Source organism: Sulfuricella sp., from assembly GCA_041651995.1.
Classification (GTDB): Bacteria; Pseudomonadota; Gammaproteobacteria; order Burkholderiales; family Sulfuricellaceae; genus Sulfurimicrobium.
Genome location: JBAZID010000001.1, coordinates 781,873 through 800,390, shown reverse-complemented (window position 1 = coordinate 800,390; position 18,518 = coordinate 781,873). Strand labels below are relative to the sequence as shown.

17 protein-coding genes, 1 pseudogene and 2 riboswitches are annotated in these 18,518 nt (G+C 60.6%); of the genes and pseudogenes, 10 read left to right on the top strand and 8 right to left on the bottom strand.

The window, feature by feature from the left end; translation table 11 throughout:
• Positions 1-22 precede the first annotated feature (22 nt).
• The 8 genes and pseudogenes from WC392_03815 to WC392_03780 form a co-directional block, all read right to left on the bottom strand.
• Entirely contained in the window at positions 23-307 is a 285-nt protein-coding gene (locus WC392_03815) for a type II toxin-antitoxin system RelE/ParE family toxin (GenBank protein MFA5241486.1), read from the bottom strand.
• Complete coding sequence (locus WC392_03810; protein MFA5241485.1) at positions 295-585, bottom strand: CopG family ribbon-helix-helix protein; 291 nt, start codon at positions 583-585, stop codon at positions 295-297. Before WC392_03810 ends, WC392_03815 begins: the two co-directional genes overlap by 13 nt.
• 101 nt (positions 586-686) lie before the next feature.
• Positions 687-1,559 (bottom strand): methylenetetrahydrofolate reductase [NAD(P)H], encoded by an 873-nt coding sequence (gene metF, locus WC392_03805; GenBank protein ID MFA5241484.1) that lies wholly within the window; start codon positions 1,557-1,559, stop codon positions 687-689.
• Positions 1,552-1,917 (bottom strand): four helix bundle protein, encoded by a 366-nt coding sequence (locus WC392_03800; GenBank protein MFA5241483.1) that lies wholly within the window; start codon positions 1,915-1,917, stop codon positions 1,552-1,554. The genes metF and WC392_03800 overlap by 8 nt, the downstream gene beginning before the upstream one ends.
• Positions 1,918-2,023: 106 nt before the next feature.
• Positions 2,024-3,435, bottom strand: a pseudogene (gene ahcY / locus WC392_03795) (adenosylhomocysteinase).
• 7 nt (positions 3,436-3,442) lie between these two features.
• Positions 3,443-3,518: riboswitch (S-adenosyl-L-homocysteine riboswitch) on the bottom strand.
• Between the two features lie 126 nt (positions 3,519-3,644).
• Entirely contained in the window at positions 3,645-4,808 is a 1,164-nt protein-coding gene (gene metK, locus WC392_03790; GenBank protein ID MFA5241482.1) for a methionine adenosyltransferase, read from the bottom strand.
• A gap of 45 nt (positions 4,809-4,853) precedes the next feature.
• A riboswitch (SAM riboswitch) is annotated at positions 4,854-4,925 on the bottom strand.
• 4 nt (positions 4,926-4,929) lie between these two features.
• A complete protein-coding gene (locus tag WC392_03785; GenBank protein MFA5241481.1) occupies positions 4,930-5,616 on the bottom strand; it encodes a TonB family protein in 687 nt (228 codons plus the stop codon).
• A 150-nt stretch (positions 5,617-5,766) separates the two neighbouring features.
• Positions 5,767-6,294, bottom strand: a complete 528-nt coding sequence (locus WC392_03780) for a gamma carbonic anhydrase family protein (GenBank protein MFA5241480.1) — start codon at positions 6,292-6,294, stop codon at positions 5,767-5,769.
• A 70-nt stretch (positions 6,295-6,364) separates the two neighbouring features.
• Between WC392_03780 and WC392_03775 the strand changes: the two genes are divergently transcribed.
• The 10 genes from WC392_03775 to WC392_03730 all read left to right on the top strand — a co-directional run bounded on the left by WC392_03775 (position 6,365) and on the right by WC392_03730 (position 18,377).
• A complete protein-coding gene (locus tag WC392_03775) occupies positions 6,365-8,464 on the top strand; it encodes a M3 family metallopeptidase (protein MFA5241479.1) in 2,100 nt (699 codons plus the stop codon).
• Between the two features lie 85 nt (positions 8,465-8,549).
• Positions 8,550-8,837, top strand: a complete 288-nt coding sequence (locus WC392_03770; protein ID MFA5241478.1) for a PepSY domain-containing protein — start codon at positions 8,550-8,552, stop codon at positions 8,835-8,837.
• Positions 8,837-9,508, top strand: coding sequence for a response regulator transcription factor (locus WC392_03765; protein ID MFA5241477.1), 672 nt, complete (start codon positions 8,837-8,839; stop codon positions 9,506-9,508). Before WC392_03770 ends, WC392_03765 begins: the two co-directional genes overlap by 1 nt.
• Positions 9,509-9,673: 165 nt before the next feature.
• Positions 9,674-11,041 carry an ATP-binding protein gene (locus tag WC392_03760; GenBank protein MFA5241476.1) on the top strand — a complete coding sequence of 456 codons (1,368 nt, stop codon included), beginning with the start codon at positions 9,674-9,676 and terminating at the stop codon, positions 11,039-11,041.
• A 448-nt stretch (positions 11,042-11,489) separates the two neighbouring features.
• On the top strand, positions 11,490-11,996 hold the full coding sequence (locus WC392_03755; GenBank protein ID MFA5241475.1) for a hydrogenase maturation protease: 507 nt from the start codon (positions 11,490-11,492) through the stop codon (positions 11,994-11,996).
• Positions 11,983-13,092: a hydrogenase small subunit gene (locus tag WC392_03750; protein ID MFA5241474.1), complete on the top strand. Its 1,110-nt coding sequence runs from the start codon at positions 11,983-11,985 to the stop codon at positions 13,090-13,092. The genes WC392_03755 and WC392_03750 overlap by 14 nt, the downstream gene beginning before the upstream one ends.
• Positions 13,089-13,748 (top strand): hypothetical protein, encoded by a 660-nt coding sequence (locus tag WC392_03745; protein MFA5241473.1) that lies wholly within the window; start codon positions 13,089-13,091, stop codon positions 13,746-13,748. Before WC392_03750 ends, WC392_03745 begins: the two co-directional genes overlap by 4 nt.
• Positions 13,749-13,854: 106 nt before the next feature.
• Positions 13,855-15,120, top strand: coding sequence for a (Fe-S)-binding protein (locus WC392_03740; protein ID MFA5241472.1), 1,266 nt, complete (start codon positions 13,855-13,857; stop codon positions 15,118-15,120).
• 177 nt (positions 15,121-15,297) lie between these two features.
• The gene (locus tag WC392_03735) at positions 15,298-17,067 is read left to right on the top strand and encodes a nickel-dependent hydrogenase large subunit (GenBank protein MFA5241471.1); all 1,770 of its coding nucleotides are present in this window, start codon (positions 15,298-15,300) and stop codon (positions 17,065-17,067) included.
• Between the two features lie 170 nt (positions 17,068-17,237).
• A complete protein-coding gene (locus tag WC392_03730) occupies positions 17,238-18,377 on the top strand; it encodes a PIN domain-containing protein (protein MFA5241470.1) in 1,140 nt (379 codons plus the stop codon).
• The last annotated feature ends 141 nt before the right edge of the window (positions 18,378-18,518 follow it).

Genomic DNA, 18,518 nt, shown 5'->3' with positions numbered 1-18,518 from the left:
AAGTTGCCAGCGTTTCGGGCGGTTAAACTTCCTTCTGATGCCGCAGTGCCAGTACGGTTACAAGTTCAGCTTCGTAGCGATACAGCACGATATAGCCGCTGTCACCAAAGTCGATCAGCAATTCCCTGTACTCTGGATCCATGCCTTCGGCTGGCCTGCCGATCTGTGGATGTTGCTCAAGCATTTGTATGGCTTTTGCGATGACAGCGGCGGAGCGTTTTGCCGCCGCTGGATTCTTGGGCCGCAAGAACTCACGTAATCGTTCCAAATCACGCAGCGCGGCTGGCGCAAATCTTACTTGTGGCATAGGGGCGCAGGCTTCTCGTTTTCTTCGCCCCACGTATCCAGCCATGCGATGACTTCATCCCCTGTCACATGCAGGCCAGTTTCCTGATATTCCTGCCAGGCGTTGATGGCGTCCTGCTGGAACGCCTCGCGCTTTTCCTCGCGTTCAACGTACTGCTGGATGGCCTCACGCATCAGCCAGTGCGGGGTGCGATGGCGGGCATCGGCCAAGCGTTTCACGCGCTCCTTGGTTTCAGGGTCAATCTTGATTGTTACGGGACTAATGGTTGCTGTGCTCATGGCAGCCTCCAAGCGGTATTGATAGGTAATACCTTAGCACAAAGAAAATGCATTGTGTTGCTGCGCAACGCTTGGTGGGTTAGCAACCCACCCTACATTATCTACAAACCCAGCCGCTGCCACACGGTGGTGATCAGTCCCGCCTGGTTGAGCGTGTAGAAGTGCAGCCCCGGCGCGCCGCCTTGCAGCAGGCGGTCGCACATGGCGGTCACCACGTCCAGCCCGCAAGCGCGGATCGAGGCGGTATCGTCGCCGTAGCCTTGCATCTTGAGGCGCAGCCAGCGCGGGATCTCTGCGCCGCAGGCGTCGGAAAAGCGCGCCAGTTGCGAGAAATTGCTGATCGGCATGATGCCCGGCACGATGGGAATGTCGATGCCCATGGCGTCGCATTCGTCGCGGAAGTTGAAGTAGGCGTCGGCGTTGTAGAAGTACTGGGTGATCGCCGCGTTGGCGCCGGCATCGACCTTGCGCTTGAAATTGGCGAGATCGGCCTGCGCCGTCGGTGCCTGGGGGTGAAACTCCGGGTAGGCGGCTACCTCGATGTGGAAATAGTCGCCGGTTTCCGCGCGGATGAAGGCCACCAGCTCGTTGGCGTAGCGGAATTCGCCCACATCCTGCGTGCCGGATGGCAAGTCACCACGCAGCGCGACGATGTGCCGGATGCCGTGGCTTTTGTACTCGTTGAGGATGGCGAGGATGTTTTCCCGCGTGGAGCCGATGCAGGACAGATGCGGCGCGGCCTTGTGACCTTCCTGCTGAATTTCGATCACGGTTTCCAGCGTGCGGTCGCGCGTCGAGCCGCCCGCGCCAAAAGTCACCGAGAAGAATTCCGGGTTGAGCTGGGCGAGCTGCTGCCGCGTGGCGCGCAGCTTTTCCATGCCCTCGGAGGTCTTGGGGGGGAAGAATTCGAAGCTCAGGATGGGTGAGGGGTTAGGGGTGAGGGGTGAGGAGGGGTCGGTGGGTAGTTTAGTCATTATTTACTCGCTTCCGCTGGTGGCTGATCAGGCCGCTGATAAGGGCAAACAGCCGATCCAGTTTGTCTGATGGCAATTGTGACGCGTCCAGGTAGCCAAGTTCTCGCGCGATGATCAACTGGGTTTCCAGTTCACTCAAGGAACCTCTGGCAATGCCAAGGAAATGAATAAATTCCTTGGCGGTCAATCTGGCACAGCCTTCGGCAATATTGGATGGAACAGATACCGCGCAGCGACGAATCTGGCTCGTCAATGCATAGATTTCGTATGGGGGAAATGAGGTCGTCAGGGAATAAACGTCCTTCACTAGATCAATGGCGACCTGCCATGCATCGAGATCGTGATGTTTACGCTTCATCCCTCACTCCCGGTGAGGGGTTAGAAGGTGAGGGGTGAGGCGGAAAGTCAAAACCCCCTCCGATCACGCTTTTCCCCCTCACCCCTAACCCCTCACGCCTCACGATTTAGTAGCGATAATGATTCGGCTTGTACGGTCCATTCTTCGGTACACCGATATACCCAGCCTGCTCTTCTGACAACTCCGTCAGATTCACGCCGATTTTCTTCAGGTGCAGGCGCGCCACTTTTTCGTCCAGATGCTTGGGCAGCACGTACACGCCAACCGGGTATTTGTCCGGGTTGTTGAACAGGTCGATCTGCGCCATCACCTGGTTGGTGAAGGAAGCGGACATGACGAAGCTGGGGTGGCCGGTGGCGCAGCCCAGGTTCACCAGGCGGCCTTCGGCTAGCACGATGAGCTTCTTGCCGTCGGGGAATACCACGTGATCCACCTGGGGCTTGATGTTGTCCCACTCGTATTTGCGCAGGGACGCGATGTCGATCTCGGAATCGAAGTGGCCGATGTTGCACACGATAGCTTCGTTCTTCATCTTGGCCATGTGGTCGTGGTTGATGACGCTGAGGTTGCCGGTCGCAGTCACGAAGATGTCGCCCTGATCGGCCACTTCATCCATGCGCACCACGCGGTAGCCTTCCATGGCGGCCTGCAGGGCGCAGATCGGGTCGATTTCGGTGACCCACACGGTGGCGCCCATGCCGCGGAAGGCCTGCGCGCAGCCCTTGCCCACGTCGCCGTAGCCGAGCACGATGCAGATCTTGCCGGCGACCATCACGTCGGTGGCGCGCTTGATCCCGTCAGCAGGGATTCGCGGCAGCCGTACAGGTTGTCGAACTTGGACTTGGTGACGGAATCGTTGACGTTGATTGCGGGGAAAGCCAGGCGGCCTTCGGCGTGCATCTGGTAGAGGCGATGCACACCGGTGGTGGTTTCCTCGGTCACGCCGCGAATCGCGGCCAGACGGGCGGAGTACCAGCCGGGGTGGGTCTTGAGGCGCTTGCTGATCGCGGCGTAGAGGGCGGTTTCTTCTTCATTGGTGGGCTTGGCGATCACCGAGGCATCTTTCTCGGCGCGTGTACCGAGATGCAGCAGCAGGGTGGCATCGCCGCCATCGTCGAGAATCATGTTGGGCATGCCGCCATCGTGCCACTCGAAAATACGGTGGGTGAAATCCCAGTATTCGTCCAGGTTCTCGCCCTTGTAGGCAAACACCGGAATGTTATCCGCTGCAATCGCCGCCGCCGCCTGGTCCTGCGTCGAATAGATGTTGCACGACGCCCAGCGCACTTCGGCGCCCAGCGCGGTCAGGGTTTCGATCAGCACGGCGGTCTGGATGGTCATGTGCAGGGAACCGGCGATGCGCGCGCCCTTCAAGGGCTGCGTCGCGCCGAATTCCGCGCGCACCGCCATCAGGCCGGGCATCTCGATTTCCGCGATGGAAATTTCCTTGCGCCCCCAGGCGGCGAGGGTCATGTCGGCGACAACGTAGTCGGTAAAAGTGCTCATCAATTTCTCCATTCAAGTTTCTGAATGGGCGCAGTTGTTACGGTAATCCCGCACCGAGCCTGGCCCCGTTCGGGGTCGCAGCGCCCCTCGGAGGGGGTGTTTAATATGAAAAACTTACGTTCTGAACCACGGAGAACACGGAGTGCACGGAGAAAGGCAGCCCCCTTGTCGGGGGGTTACTCCGTGTTCTCCGTGCCCTCTGTGGTTAATCGCTTTTGATCTTACAATCCCGCATCCGCGCGCAACGCGTCTGCTTTATCTGTGTTTTCCCAGCTGAATTCCGGTTCGTCGCGGCCGAAGTGGCCGTAGGCGGCGGTCTTGGCGTAGATCGGGCGCAGCAGGTCGAGCGCGAGGACGATGCCCTTGGGGCGCAGGTCGAAATGTTGTTTGATCAGTTCGACGATCTTCGCGTCGCTGATCTTGCCGGTGCCGAAGGTATTCACCATCATGGAAACCGGCCTGGCGACGCCGATGGCGTAGGCTATCTGGACTTCACATTTTTTTGCCAGCCCGGCGGCGACGATGTTCTTCGCCACGTAGCGGCCGGCATAGGCGGCGGAACGGTCCACCTTGGACGGGTCCTTGCCGGAGAACGCGCCGCCGCCGTGGTGCGCCGCGCCGCCGTAGGTGTCGACGATGATCTTGCGCCCGGTCAGGCCGCTGTCGCCCATCGGGCCGCCGATGACGAAGCGCCCGGTGGGGTTGATGAAGTACTTGGTGTCGTGCGTCAGCATGTGGTCGGGAATCACCGGCTTGATGATTTCGTCGATCACGGCCTCGGTCAGTATCTGGTATTCAATGTCTTCGGAATGCTGGGTGGAAAGCACCACGGTATCGACGCTCACCGGCTTGCCATCCACATAACGGAAGGTCACCTGCGATTTGGCGTCCGGGCGCAGCCATGGCAGGCGGCCATCCTTGCGCACTTCGGCCTGGCGCTGCATGAGGCGGTGGGCGTAGTAGATCGGCGCGGGCATGAGCTGCGGGGTTTCGTCGCAGGCGTAGCCGAACATCAGGCCCTGGTCGCCGGCGCCCTGGTCCGGGTCGAGTCCCTGGCCTTCGTTCACGCCCTGGGCGATGTCGGGAGACTGCTTGTCGATCGCGGTCAGCACCGAGCAGCTGCGATAGTCAAAACCACCGGCGGATTCGTCGTAGCCGATGCGCTTGATGGTGTCGCGCGCCACCTGGGCATAGTCCACCACGGCGGAGGTGGTGATCTCGCCCGCCAGCACCACCAGGCCGGTATTCACCAGCGTTTCGCAGGCCACGCGGGCATAAGGATCCTGGGACAGGATGGCGTCGAGCACGCCGTCGGAAATTTGATCCGCGACCTTGTCGGGATGGCCTTCGGAAACCGATTCCGAAGTAAACAGATATTCGTTCATAAAACCCTCAAAAAGCAAAAAACCCCGTTTAGCGGCGGCTAGAACGGGGTTTTGTCCTCGCTTTAGCCGTATTTTTAACGCGCCCGCAAGCTGAATCAAATCGGCGCAAGTCGGCTTTATCTCATTTTTGTTTTGCCTTGTCAACCGGGGCCAGCTCGTAAGTGACCTTGATCCGCATCTTGCTTTTTACCACCCGGCCATTGCGCTGAGCAGGTGAAAAACGCGCATTGCGGAACGCGTCCAGGGCAGATTGCTCGAATATGCCGGGTGGGCTGGCCTCCTCCACCGAAAGCTCCTGAACCTTGCCGCTTTCGTCCAGCAGCAACTCCAGCACCACGCTACCGGCCACCTGGGCACTGGCTGCCCCATCCGGATAAAAAGGCTGGATAAGCTGCAAGGCCGTGGGATGCACATCCACTTCCAGAGCCGGGTAATACCTTGGATCCTCGATCAGGGGCACTTCGATGCTGGGCAGGCTGGTGCTCGTTTCCGGCGCGGCGACACTGGCGAGCGGCGGGGCGGCTGTTGCCGGCTCGGGAACCGGTGGCTCGGGCGATGGCAAGGGGGGCTCTTGCGCCTCGGCCAGCAGCGATTCCGGTTCGGGAGGCTGTGCCTCCACTACTGCCGCTGTGACGGCGGGCGCCTCCACCAGACGCGCCTGAATGACCCGGCTGACGTGGCTGGAGGAAGGCGCCGCGCGGATTTGCAGGCCGAAAACCAGCGCAAAATGAAAAATCAGCGAAGCGGCCAGGGTCAGCGCGAGTTTTTCCGCAGTGGCCGTGTCCGAATGCGGTGGGTTGGGCGCCATGCTTAATCCAACCGCCTCCCGCTAACGTCCTGCAACCCCCCTCGATCCCCCCTTGTCAGGGGGGAGGCGATTTGGCTCCTCCCCTGACAAGGGGAGGCTGGGAGGGGTTGCAGGAAGGAAAAAGCGAAGGCTCGCCGCATGAGTTTCACGTTAATAACCCTGCTGCAGCCGCACATAATGCGCCGCCGAATAGCTGAAATAGGCCAGCTCTTCCGCCGTCAGGGGGCGCACTGCACGCACCGGGCTGCCGAGATAGAGATGGCCGCCCTTCAGGCGCTTGCCCTCCGGCACCAGGCTGCCCGCGCCAAGCAGGACATGCGGTTCCAGCACGGCATGGTCCATGACGATGGCGCCCATGCCGATCAGGCATTCGTCGCCGATCTCGCAACCATGCAGGATGACGCGATGGCCCACGGTGACCCGCTCGCCGATCAGCAGCGGCGCGCCTTCCGGCCGGGCCGCGCTTTTATGGCTGACATGCAGCACGCTCAAATCCTGGATATTGCTTTCCGCGCCGATGCGGATGCGGTTGACGTCGCCGCGAATCACCGCGCCGCACCACACCGAGGCGCGCGCGCCCAGCTCGACATCGCCGATGATGTGAGCGCTGGCGTGGACAAACACCCCTTCCGCGAGGCGCGGGGCGATGCCCTGAAAAGCTGCGATATTCGGTTTCATGCTTGAACTCTGCCCGTGGAGACCCAGATAGTATAATCAATTCGCCACTTTTCACGGACCTTGACACACCATGACCAACCCCCTGCTCGATTTCTCCGGCCTGCCGCGTTTTCCCGACATCACTCCGGCGCACGTCACGCCAGCGGTGGAACAACTGATCGCCGACAACCGCGCGCTGGTGGAGAAGCTGGTGAAGGACACCGCCGCGCCCAGCTGGGAAACCTTCGTGCGCCCGCTGGAAGACGCCAACGAGCGGCTTTCGCGCGCCTGGGGGCAGGTTTCCCACCTCAACGCGGTGACCAACAGCCCGGAGCTGCGCGAGGTTTACAACGCCAACCTGCCCACCCTCACCGCCTTTTATGCCGACCTGTCGCAGAACCGGGGCCTGTTCGACAAGTTCAAGGCGCTCAAGGCATCTGCCGGATTTGAACTGCTGAGCGCGGCGCAGAAAAAAATCGTGGAAAACGAGCTGCGCGATTTCGTCCTCGGCGGCGCCGATTTGCCGGAAGACCAGCAAGCCCGCTTCAAGGCCATCCAGGAAGAACTCTCCACTCTCTCCGCGCGCTTCGAGGAAAACCTGCTCGACACCACCAATGCCTTCGCCCTGTTCGTGGAGAACGAAAACGAACTGGCGGGCATTCCCGCCGATGCCCTGCAGGTGGCACGCGAAGCGGCCGAAGCGGATGGCAAGGCGGGCTGGAAATTCACCCTGCACATGCCCTCCTACCTGCCGCTCATGCAATACGGCGAGAACCGTGGCTTGCGCGAGCAGATGTACACCGCCTACGTCACCCGCGCTTCCGAATTCGGCAAGCCCGAGCTGGACAACACCGGGCTGATTACGCAGATCCTCAAGCTGCGGCGTGAAGCCGCAAATTTGCTGGGTTTCAGCAGTTATTCCGAGGAATCCCTGGCCACCAAGATGGCGGAAACGCCGCAACAGGTGCTGGATTTCCTCAATGAGCTGGGAAAACGCGCCAAGCCTTACGCTGAACGCGATCTGGCCGAGCTGCGCCAGTTCGCCCGCGAGGAACTGGCGCTGACGCAACTGGAAGCCTGGGACATCGCCTACTCCAGCGAAAAGCTGCGCGTCAGGCGCTACGCCTTTTCCGACCAGGAAGTGAAGCAGTATTTCCCGGAAAACCAGGTGCTGCCGGGCATGTTCAAGGTGGTGGAGACGATTTACGGCCTTGCCATCCATCCCTCCAGCGCCCCGGCATGGCATGAGGACGTGAAATTCTTCGACATCCGCGACCAGCAGGGCAAGCTCATCGGCCAGTTCTACCTCGATCTCTACGCGCGCCAGAACAAGCGCGGCGGCGCCTGGATGGACGATGCCATCACGCGGCGGCGCACGGAGTCCGGCATCCAGGTGCCGGTGACCTACCTCAACTGCAATTTTTCCGCCCCGGTCGGCGGCAAGCCAGCTTTATTCACCCACGACGAGGTCATCACCCTGTTCCACGAGTTCGGCCACGGCCTGCACCATGTGCTGACCAAGGTGGAAGACCTCGGCGTGTCCGGCATCAACGGCGTGGAATGGGATGCGGTGGAGCTGCCCAGCCAGTTCATGGAGAATTTCTGCTGGGAATGGGACGTGCTCAAGCACATGGCGAAGCACGTGGATACGGGCGAAGTTCTGCCGCGCGGGCTGTTCGACAAGATGCTCGCCGCCAAGAACTTCCAGGGCGGCATGCAGACCGTGCGCCAGCTCGAGTTCGCCCTGTTCGACATGCACCTGCACCATGACTTCGACCCGGAACCCTCCCTCTCTCCTAACTCTCTCCCGCCAGAGGGAGAGAGGGACGCGGGTTCGCTTCGCGAATCTCATACTAAGGCAAAAACACCGCTGCAACTGCTGGACCGCATCCGCAGCCAGATTGCGGTCATCATCCCGCCTGCATTCAACCGCTTCCCCAACAATTTCTCGCATATTTTCGCCGGGGGCTACGGCGCCGGCTATTACAGCTACAAGTGGGCGGAAGTGCTGTCGGCCGATGCTTACAGCCTGTTCGAGGAAAACGGCGTACTGAGCGAAGAAGCCGGCCACCGCTTCTGGAGCGAGATTCTCGGCATGGGCGGCAGCCGCAGCGCGCTGGAATCCTTCGTCGCCTTCCGCGGCCGGGAACCCTCGATGGATGCGCTGCTGCGCCACAACGGGATGAATTAGTCCGGTTCAGTTTTCATTCAGCCCGCCACAGGTAGAATGTGTCCTTCTCCGTGAATTTGCCGCTTTCAGGCTCAAGGAACATCCCATGAAACGCCTGGCCCTGCTCTGTGCACTCATCCTGCCCGCTGTCGCGGCGGCGGAGCTGTGGCAAGCGCCTGCACACCGCCTTCAGGCTGAAGGCGGGCGCCCCGCGCAAGCCCGCATCACCATGGGCGACGCCATGAACAAGGTGCAGCAGGCTTTCGGCGGGCGCGTCATTCAGGCCCAACCCGCCAGCGTGAACGGGCGCGAGGGCTACCGCATCAAGGTGCTGACCTCGCGTGGCGAGGTGCGTGTGGTCTACGTCGATGGCGAAACCGGTGCAATTCAGTAATGCGAATCCTGATCATCGAGGATGAACCCAGGCTGCGCGCCCAGCTGTGCAACGGCCTGGAAAGCCAGAACTACCGTGTTGACGCCAGCGGCGACGGCCAGGACGGGCTTTATCTCGCCACGGAATATCCTTTTGACGCCGCCATTGTGGACCTGGGCCTGCCCGGCCTGTCCGGCATCGAAATCATCAAGGCGCTGCGTCAGCAGGGAAAAACCCTGCCCATTCTGATTCTCACGGCACGAGACCGGTGGCAGGACAAGGTTGAAGGCCTTGAAGCCGGCGGGGACGATTACCTTGCCAAACCGTTCCAGATGGAAGAGCTGCTGGCAAGGCTGAAAGCCCTGCTGCGACGGGCTGCGGGCAGTGCTGGCCAGACCCTGCGCGGCGGCCCCATCAGTCTGGATCCTGTTGCACAAAAGGTGCTTGTCGCCAGCCAGGAAGTTGACCTGACGGCCTTTGAATACCGCCTGCTGGAATACCTGATGCAACAGCGCGGCAAGGTTATCGCCAAGAGCGAACTGGCCGACTATCTCTACCCCCACGACGAGGACCGCGACAGCAACGTGCTGGAAGTTCTGCTCGGGCGTCTGCGGCGCAAGCTCGACCCGGACGGAACCCTGCAACCGATCGAAACCCTGCGCGGCAGGGGTTACCGCTTTGCGCTGCAATGACTCTGAAAAAAGCAAGCAACCACGGAGAGCACGGAGAGCACTGAGACAAGCAATGGATACACGTCGTTTTACATTCACCCGATGGGGTGGCCATAAAATACCCAAGACCGCCTTACTCCGTGCCCTCCGTGTTCTCCGTGGTTCCAAACTAAGGTTTTCAGCTTAATGTCCCTCAACGCCCGCATCATTCTTGCCGCTTCCATCGTGCTGGCGATTTTTCTCGCGCTTACCGGCATCGCCCTGGACCAGGCGTTCCGCGAAAGCGCGCGGGCGGCCAGGGAAGAGCGGTTGCAGGGGCAGCTTTATATGTTGATCGCGGAAGCGGAGGTGGATGCGGCCGGCCGTCTGGTCATGCCGCCGCAGCTGCAGGAGCCGCGCCTTGGTCAGCCCGTCTCGGGCCTTTACGCCAGCATTGCCGATGGCCGTGGCAAATCGCGCTGGCGCTCGCCCTCGGCGCTGAATGTCGAGCTTCCGGCCGAAGCCTCGCTGGCGGCAGGCAAAAGCGCCTTTTCCCAAAGCCCGGGCATCTCCGGCACGGATTATTTCGTTTACCGCATGGGCGTAAGCTGGAGCGAAGGAAAGCGGAAATATGCCTTTACCTTCAGCGTGGCCGAAGACCTTTCTCCCTTCCATGCCCAGCTTGCCCGCTATCGCCGCAGCCTGTGGGGATGGCTGGGCGGGATGGCCGCATTGCTGCTGCTGGCGCAAGCCGTGTTGCTGCGTTGGGGGCTGCGGCCGCTGCGCGATGTGGCGCAGGAAATTCGCGCTATCGAGGCAGGAGAAAAGGAGCAGCTCACCGGCACTTATCCCGCCGAGCTGAGCGCGCTGACCGGGAACCTGAACGGCCTGCTGCTGCGCGAGCGCGGCCAGTTGCGGCGCTATCGCGACGCGCTGGGGGATCTCGCCCATAGCCTGAAAACGCCGCTGGCCGTCATGCGCGGAGCGCTTTCAGAACAGGCGCGCGGAGCGCTATCGGAGCAGCCGCGTGAACCGGCCAGTATTCTCGCCGCCACGGTGGCCGAAGAAACCGGGAAAATGCAGCATATCGTCGATTACCAGTTGCAGCGCGCGGCCACCGCCGGACCGGCATCGCCGCTGGCCGCCCCGCTGCCGCTCGGGCCGGTGGCAGAGAAAATCATCATCTCGTTGAACAAGGTTTATCACGACAAGAAGGTCAGCGCGCAACTCCACATCGAACCCGCCCTGAATTTTCGCGGCGACCGGGGGGACTTGCTGGAACTGCTCGGCAACCTCCTCGACAATGCCTACAAATGGTGCAACTCCAGAGTGGAAATGAGTGCCGGAGCCGAAGCCGGCCATCTGACGCTGGCGGTGGAAGATGACGGGCCGGGCATCCCGGCGCAGGAGGCCGAGCGCATCCTGCAGCGTGGCGTGCGCGCCGACCAGTCCACGCCCGGGCAGGGCATCGGCCTGGCAGTGGCGGCCAGCATCGTGCAGGCCTATGGCGGAGAAATCCGCATCGGCAAGAGTTTGCTCGGCGGCGCAAGGGTGGCAATCCGGATACCGGGATAAATTCCGGTCTGCATCCCTGAAGTTCAACATGGCTGACTCCCGGCCGCACATTCCCGTGGCAGGAATTCGATATCCAGCACCCCCAGCGCCTGGCTCGATTGACAGCCATCATCCTAGAAACCTCAGTTCGATAACCACGGAGGGCACGGAGAACACGGAGAAGCGGGGTAGGCAGGGATGGGCGACTTGTCGCCCAACTCGCAAAGGCGGTTTGCGGTCATATATGGCCTCACCCAAGGGGTGAATGCCAAACATCATGCAATCTATGGTTTTTACTCCGTGTTCTCCGTGAACTCCGTGGTTAACTGCTTTTTATAGGATCATTGATCTTTTTCCCCTCTGGTGCTAGCTTGAAGCGGTATATCTGGCGAAGGAGGGGTGCCATGCCAAACCGTTGCTGCACTTGTGCCATAAGGCGCCATCCTGCCCGTTTCACGCGAGCTGAATCGTGACTTCCCTTCCCCTCCCTTTGCGCATCATGGTGCTCGGCATCGGCAATACCCTGCTGCAGGACGAGGGCGCCGGGGTGCATGCCATGCGGCAGTTGCAAAATGAATTTGCTGCTTGCCCGGATGTCCAATTCGTTGATGGCGGCACCCTGAGTTTCAGCCTCGCGGGGCCGATTGGCGAGGCCGAGTGCCTGCTTGTCATCGATGCCGCCGAACTGGGGGAAAAGCCCGGAACAGTGAGGGTGTTTTGCGATAGCGAGATGGATCGTTTCCTCGGCGCCAACCGCAAGCGCAGCGTGCATGAAGTCGGGCTGCTGGATCTGCTGGCGGTCTCCCTCTTGACCGGCAGCCTGCCGGCACAAAGGGCACTGGTCGGCATCCAGCCCGGCGTGGTTGACTGGGGGGAAACGCCCTCCGCCGCGGTGCTGGCAGCCTTGCCGGCAGCCTGCGCCCAGGCGCGCGAGCGTATCCTGGCCTGGCAAAAAGGAGGTGATGATGAGCGATAAACTTTCCCTGCCCGTGATCTTGCAGGCGCACGGCATCTCGCGGCGCAAATTTCTCACCTTCTGCGGCAGCCTGGCCACCCTCATGGCGCTGCCCGAGAGCATGGTTCCCGCCATTGCCGCCGCGCTGGAAAAAGCGCAGCGCCCCTCGGTGATCTGGCTCTCGTTCCAGGAATGCACCGGCTGTACCGAATCCCTCACCCGCTCGCACTCTCCCACCCTGGAAAGCCTGATCCTCAACGCCATCTCGCTGGACTATCACCACACCCTGCAGGCGGCTTCTGGCGAGGCGGCCGAGGCGGCGCGCCTGGCGGCGATGCGGCAGTTTTACGGCAAATACCTGCTGGTGGTGGATGGCTCGATTCCGACCGGGGACGGCGGGGTGTATTCCACCATCGCCGGTATCAGCAATCTCGACATGTTGCAGGAAACCGCCAAGGGCGCGGCGGCGATCGTGGCGGTCGGCACCTGCGCGGCTTTCGGCGGCCTCCCGCATGCCCATCCCAATCCCACCGGCGCGGTGGCGGTGTCGGACATCATCAGGGACAAGCCGATCATCAACATTTCCGGCTGCCCGCCGATTCCGGTGGTGATTACCGGCGTGCTGGCGCATTACCTGACTTTCGGCGCCATCCCCGAACTGGATGCGCTGGGGCGGCCCAAGGCGTTCTACGGCGAATCCATCCATGACCGCTGCTATCGCCGCCCCTTCTACGACCAGGGCAAGTTCGCCAAAACCTTCGATGACGAGGGCGCGCGCAACGGCTGGTGCCTGTTCGAGCTGGGCTGCAAGGGGCCGACCACCTTCAACGCCTGCGCCACCACCAAGTGGAACCAGGGCACCAGCTTCCCCATCGAATCCGGCCATGGTTGCCTGGGGTGCTCGGAGCCCAATTTCTGGGATGCCGGCAGTTTTTACCAGGCACTTTCCACGCCGCTCACGCCCGTTGGACGAGCCGCCGCTGTTGCCGCGGCAGCAGGCATCGTGGGCGGCGCCGCCATCGCCATGCACAACCGCCACACCAAGGCCGCAGCGGAATCGGGGCACCAGACCGTGACGGTGAAGGATCTGGAGAAACCGCCGGGAGAAGAAAAATGAACGACATGGATTTGCTGCTTTGGGCCCGCGGCCCGGGCCTGCAGATCGCGCTCGCGATCTTCATCGCCGGGATGCTGCTCAAGCTGTTCGAAATCTTCAGCCTGGGGCGCAAACAGGATCTGTCCGTGCCGCGCCCCGGCAACGCCGCTGCAGGCTGGAAAACCATCGTCAGCCGTTCCCTGCCCAACCGGGCCCTGCTGAAGCGCACCTTCCCGACCTACCTCATGGGCTACACCTTCCACATCGGTTTTTTCATCGCCCTGCTGTTCGCTGCGCCCCACATCCAGCTGTTCCGCAACACCGTGGGCCTGGGCTGGCCAGCGCTGCCGAACCCGCTGGTGGACGGCGCATCCCTCCTCGCCATCGTGGCGCTGCTGCTGATGCTGGCCTACCGCCTGCTCCACCCGGTCAAGCGTTTCCTTTCCACTTTCGACGACTATGCTTCCTGGGCGCTCACGCTGGCGCCGCTCTTGAGCGGCTACCTGGCTTTCCATCACCTGCTGCTGCCCTACACCCTGATGCTGGCGCTGCACATCCTGAGCGTGGAACTGCTGCTGGTGTTCATGCCCTTCACCAAACTCTTCCATACCGTATCGCTGTTCATTGCCCGCTGGTACAACGGCGATGCGCTGGGACATAAGGGGGCGAGATTATGAGCAAGGAGCAGGGCCCGCGCGGAGCATGGGTGCGACTGGCCGCGAATAATATCGGTTGCCGACACTGCGATGTGAGGCATGCCACCTATCGTTCGGAGGCAACATTATGAGCGCATCTCTGGAACGCGGCCTCAACGCCTTTCGCGAGGTGATGGACGCCCCCATCGCCAGCTTCTTCAACAGCTGCGTGCACTGCGGGCTGTGCGCCGACGCCTGCCTGTTTTATACCGAGACCGGCGATCCGAAATACACCCCGATCCACAAGCTGGAGCCCCTGCGCAAGCTGTGGAAAAGCGAATACACCCTGTCCGGCAGGCTGGCTTCCCTGGTGGGGCTGGGTGCAAGCATCAGCGACGCGGAACTGGAAGAATGGAGCCCGCTGGTGTACGACAGCTGCACCCTGTGCGGCCGCTGCACCCTGATCTGCCCGGTCGGCAACGACATCACCTACATGATCCGCAAGATGCGCGAAGGCATGGCCGCGGCCGGGCACGCGCCGGACGGCCTGACCGATGCAACCCGCAAATCCATCGAACTGGGTAGCCCGATGGGCATCAAGCTCAAGGCTTTCCTGGCCCAGGTACGCGGACAGGAGGAGGAAACCGGCATCGCGATACCAGTGGACCAGGCCGGGGCGGACTACCTGGTGACCATGTCCTCCATGGAAATCCTGGGCTACCCCGAATATCTCGGTTCCCTGGCGCGCATCTTCAAGCAGGCGGGCATCAGCTGGACCGTCTCCAGCGAAGCCTTCGAAGCCACCAACAGCGGCATCCAGATCGGCGTTTCCGACATCGCGCGCGAAATCGTGCTGCGCATCGTCACCGCCGCGGAAAAGCTCGGGGTGAAATACGTCATCAGCCCGGAATGCGGCCACGCCTACACCGCCCTGCGCTGGGAAGGCCCCAACCTCATCGGCCGGCCATACAGGTTTGAAGTGGTGCATGTGCTGGAACTGCTCGACCAGCTGCAGCGGGAAGGCCGGCTGAAAACGGAAGGCAAGCTCGATGCCGCGCTCACCTTCCACGACCCGTGCCAGATCGTGCGCCGCAGCGGAATCGTGGCCGAGCCGCGCAAACTGCTCGGCCTGGTGGCCAGCGATTTCCGCGAAATGGAAGATGCGGGGATGGTTAACTGGTGCTGCGGCGGCGGGGGCGGCGTGGCGGCGATCCCGCGCGCCGAGGAACTGCGCTACACCGTGTTCAAAATCAAGAAACGCCAGATCGAGGGCACCGGCGCCAACACCCTGGTCACCACCTGCGCCAATTGCCGCAACGTGATCGAGGAAGGCCTGGAACACTACAAGATGGACACCAAAGTGCTCGGCCTGACCGAGCTGGTGGCCGAATATCTGAAAAAGGATGGACCTTGAAACCCCACCTGAACCACGGAGCACACGGAGAGCACGGAGAGCACGGAGTCATATCAAAGTGCGATGCAGGCTTCATGCATCACCTGCCGGATGATGCCAATGATATTCCAATATCTTGATTTTCTCCGTGCTCTCCGTGTGCTCCGTGGTTAACAGCTTTTTACAGGACAAACCGGCATGAACCAGCGCATCGTCGTCGACCCCGTCACCCGCATCGAGGGCCATCTGCGCATCGAGGCGGAAACCAACGATCAGGGCGAAATCACCCGCGCCTCAAGCGCCGGCACCATGGTGCGCGGCATCGAGATCATCCTCAGGGGGCGCGACCCGCGCGATGCCTGGGCCTTCGCGCAGCGCATCTGCGGCGTGTGCACGCTGGTGCACGGCATCGCCTCGGTGCGGGCGGTGGAAAACGCGCTCGATTACAAGATTCCGCCCAACGCCCAGCTGATCCGCAACCTGATGATCGCGGCCCAGTACGTGCACGACCACGTGATGCACTTCTATCACCTCCACGCGCTCGACTGGGTGGACGTGGTTTCCGCGCTCAAGGCCGACCCGAAGCGCACTTCCGAACTGGCGCAGAGCATTTCAAAATACGCCAAGTCCTCACCCGGCTATTTCGCCGACACCCAGAAGAAGCTCAAGGTCTTCGTCGAATCCGGCCAGCTCGGTATTTTCAGCAACGGCTACTGGGGCCACCCGGCCTACAAGCTGCCGCCGGAAGCCAACCTGATGGCGGTCGCGCACTATTTCGAAGCCCTGCTGTGGCAGCGCGACGTGGCGCAACTGCACACCATTTTCGGCGGCAAGAACCCCCATCCCAACTTCGTGGTGGGCGGCGTGCCCTGCGCCATCAGCATCCACCCCGGCCATCAGGGCCACGGCAAGGGGCCGCACTATCGCGGTGGCGCCGGCGCGACCGCGCTCAACATGGTGGGGCTGGAAAAGGTCAAGAACCTCATCGTCCAGATGCGCGATTTCGTCGATCAGGTGTATGTGCCGGACACGCTGGCCATCGCCGGGTTCTACAAGGACTGGGCAAGCCAGGGCGAAGGCATCGGCAATTTCATGACCTACGGCGATTTCCCGGAAAAAGGCATGGACGATCCGGCCAGCTTCCTGATCCCATCCGGCGTGATTCTCGACCGCGACCTGAGCAAAATCCACCCGGTGGATCTCAATGCCGGCGACCAGATCCAGGAATTCGTCGCCCACTCCTGGTACGACTACAGCGCCGGCAAGGACCAGGGCCTGCATCCCTATGAGGGTGAAACCACGCTCAACTACAGCGGGCCCAAACCGCCCTACCAGCACCTCGACACCGACGCTTCCTACTCCTGGCTCAAATCGCCTCGCTGGAACGGCAAGGCGGTCGAGGTCGGCCCGCTGGCGCGGGTGCTGATGCTGTACGCCAAGGGCCATGAACAGACGAAAGAACTGGTCGGCATGACGCTGAACCAGCTCGATCTGCCGGTCGGTGCGCTGTACTCCACCCTCGGCCGCACCGCCGCGCGCACGCTGGAAACCAAGGTCATCGCCGATGCCATGCAGGGCTGGTACGACCAGCTGCTGGCCAACATCAAGGCCGGGGACGTGCGCACCTTCAACGAAACCCTGTGGGAGCCATCCTCCTGGCCGAAAGAGGCAAAAGGCGTGGGCTACACCGAAGCGCCGCGCGGCGCGCTGGCGCACTGGATCGTGATCAAGGACCAGATCATCGACAACTACCAGGCGGTGGTGCCCTCCACCTGGAATGCCGGGCCGCGCGATGCCGCGGGCCAGGACGGCCCCTACGAAGCGGCGCTCAAGGGACATAAACTGCACGACGCGAAGCAGCCGATCGAGATCCTGCGCACCATCCACAGCTTCGACCCGTGCATCGCCTGCGCCGTGCATGTGGTCGATCCGGCAGGTGAAGAACTGGTGCAGGTCAGGGTAATATAAAACAGGATTTGAATCGTGTGACGTATGGGCAGTAATAAAGGTCAGACAGAATCAGCCTGTTGATGAAAAATATTATTCATTTATCACAAACATTTTATCCATCACTTTGATGCAATATTTTGCGTCAATTAGGATGGCTACTTACCGTTAGCCCTTCTTCGAGCCGCACTATGATCGACGTAGTTATTGACACAAGCATCTACCGAGCAGATCCGAAGAGAGAGAAGGCCGCATTTCGGATCTTGACTAAGCTGGCTACGAATGGCTTTGTTCGAGTGCATATCCCTCATGTAGTTGAGAGGGAGTTCTCGACACAGCAACTCACATCGCTCGAGAGTACTCTTGCGGAAGCCAGAAAATTCATTTCGTCTGCTCGAAAGAGAGTATCCGAACCACTAATTCAAGAAGTTAACGGAATTGAAAAGCTTATCGAAGCATTTCGGGCCAACGCAGAAGCGGAGGTAGCGAGTTCATTATCAAAGTGGGCCAAAGATATCAACGCGGAGATTCACGCCACTCAACCGCATCATGGGGAACTGGTGCTGAATGCCTACTTTAGTGGTGATGCACCATTTTCGCAGCCAAAAGAACGTAAAGACTTTCCCGATGCATTCATCTACGAGTCAATACAGGATTTGGCAAAGCTGAAGGGTAGTGTTCACGTGGTTTCGGCAGACGAGAATCTTCGAAATGCCTGCTCAAAGATAAAGGGAGTAACGGCGTACGATGCGCTTGAGGAATTTCTGAAATCTGAACCGTGCATCGACGCAGCTCACCACCTCGAACACCTCGAAAAGCTCAATCAATTCCGAGTGAACATCGGGTCCTACGCGTCGGCTTTTCTAAAGCATGTCAATCAGCTCCTTCTAGACTACCTACCGTATAAACAGTTCGAAGACCCGCATTTCAAGAGCGACGACAATTCAGGCGCCGTAGAGATGATGAACGAATCAGAGGATATAGAGCTCGATGAAAGCAAAATCGAAATCTTAGGAGTAGACACTCTGCTCGTTCCGTTCTCATGCCGTCTTGGTGCATTGGTCTATTACTCGATATTTGCCGCTGACTACTGGGCAATGGCCGACAATGAATCGTTAGGAATTAGCGTTCATTACAATGAAAACTCTAGCGATCACTACCTCGAAGCGAACGAGGACGTGACGTTAGAAATCAATGGTGTGTTTTCTGTCTCCTTCGAATTTGATGTAGGCGAAGCGATCAACGATCCGGAGACTGACTTTGCGTCATACCTTGAAGACGCTGACGTTACTCTCGAAGATGTAAAGTCGATTCAGGTAGTCGAGGAATAACAGGGCTAACCCATCATTCCACCGGACCAGTGCGAAATGCCACGCAGGCCGGTGAATTCAGACGTTGGGCTTTATTAAATAAAAGGGATTTGTTATGTCCAGCAGTTAACCGCAAAGGAATTCAGTCGCCTGGGTGAACTG

Bases quoted from the DNA above. Each gene is read 5' to 3' on its own strand.
- WC392_03815 (MFA5241486.1), bottom strand. From the start codon at position 307: ATGCCACAAGTAAGATTTGCGCCAGCCGCGCTGCGTGATTTGGAACGA.
- WC392_03810 (MFA5241485.1), bottom strand. From the start codon at position 585: ATGAGCACAGCAACCATTAGTCCCGTAACAATCAAGATTGACCCTGAA.
- metF (MFA5241484.1), bottom strand. From the start codon at position 1,559: ATGACTAAACTACCCACCGACCCCTCCTCACCCCTCACCCCTAACCCC.
- WC392_03800 (MFA5241483.1), bottom strand. From the start codon at position 1,917: ATGAAGCGTAAACATCACGATCTCGATGCATGGCAGGTCGCCATTGAT.
- metK (MFA5241482.1), bottom strand. From the start codon at position 4,808: ATGAACGAATATCTGTTTACTTCGGAATCGGTTTCCGAAGGCCATCCC.
- WC392_03785 (MFA5241481.1), bottom strand. From the start codon at position 5,616: ATGGCGCCCAACCCACCGCATTCGGACACGGCCACTGCGGAAAAACTC.
- WC392_03780 (MFA5241480.1), bottom strand. From the start codon at position 6,294: ATGAAACCGAATATCGCAGCTTTTCAGGGCATCGCCCCGCGCCTCGCG.
- WC392_03775 (MFA5241479.1), top strand. From the start codon at position 6,365: ATGACCAACCCCCTGCTCGATTTCTCCGGCCTGCCGCGTTTTCCCGAC.
- WC392_03770 (MFA5241478.1), top strand. From the start codon at position 8,550: ATGAAACGCCTGGCCCTGCTCTGTGCACTCATCCTGCCCGCTGTCGCG.
- WC392_03765 (MFA5241477.1), top strand. From the start codon at position 8,837: ATGCGAATCCTGATCATCGAGGATGAACCCAGGCTGCGCGCCCAGCTG.
- WC392_03760 (MFA5241476.1), top strand. From the start codon at position 9,674: ATGTCCCTCAACGCCCGCATCATTCTTGCCGCTTCCATCGTGCTGGCG.
- WC392_03750 (MFA5241474.1), top strand. From the start codon at position 11,983: ATGATGAGCGATAAACTTTCCCTGCCCGTGATCTTGCAGGCGCACGGC.
- WC392_03745 (MFA5241473.1), top strand. From the start codon at position 13,089: ATGAACGACATGGATTTGCTGCTTTGGGCCCGCGGCCCGGGCCTGCAG.
- WC392_03740 (MFA5241472.1), top strand. From the start codon at position 13,855: ATGAGCGCATCTCTGGAACGCGGCCTCAACGCCTTTCGCGAGGTGATG.
- WC392_03735 (MFA5241471.1), top strand. From the start codon at position 15,298: ATGAACCAGCGCATCGTCGTCGACCCCGTCACCCGCATCGAGGGCCAT.
- WC392_03730 (MFA5241470.1), top strand. From the start codon at position 17,238: ATGATCGACGTAGTTATTGACACAAGCATCTACCGAGCAGATCCGAAG.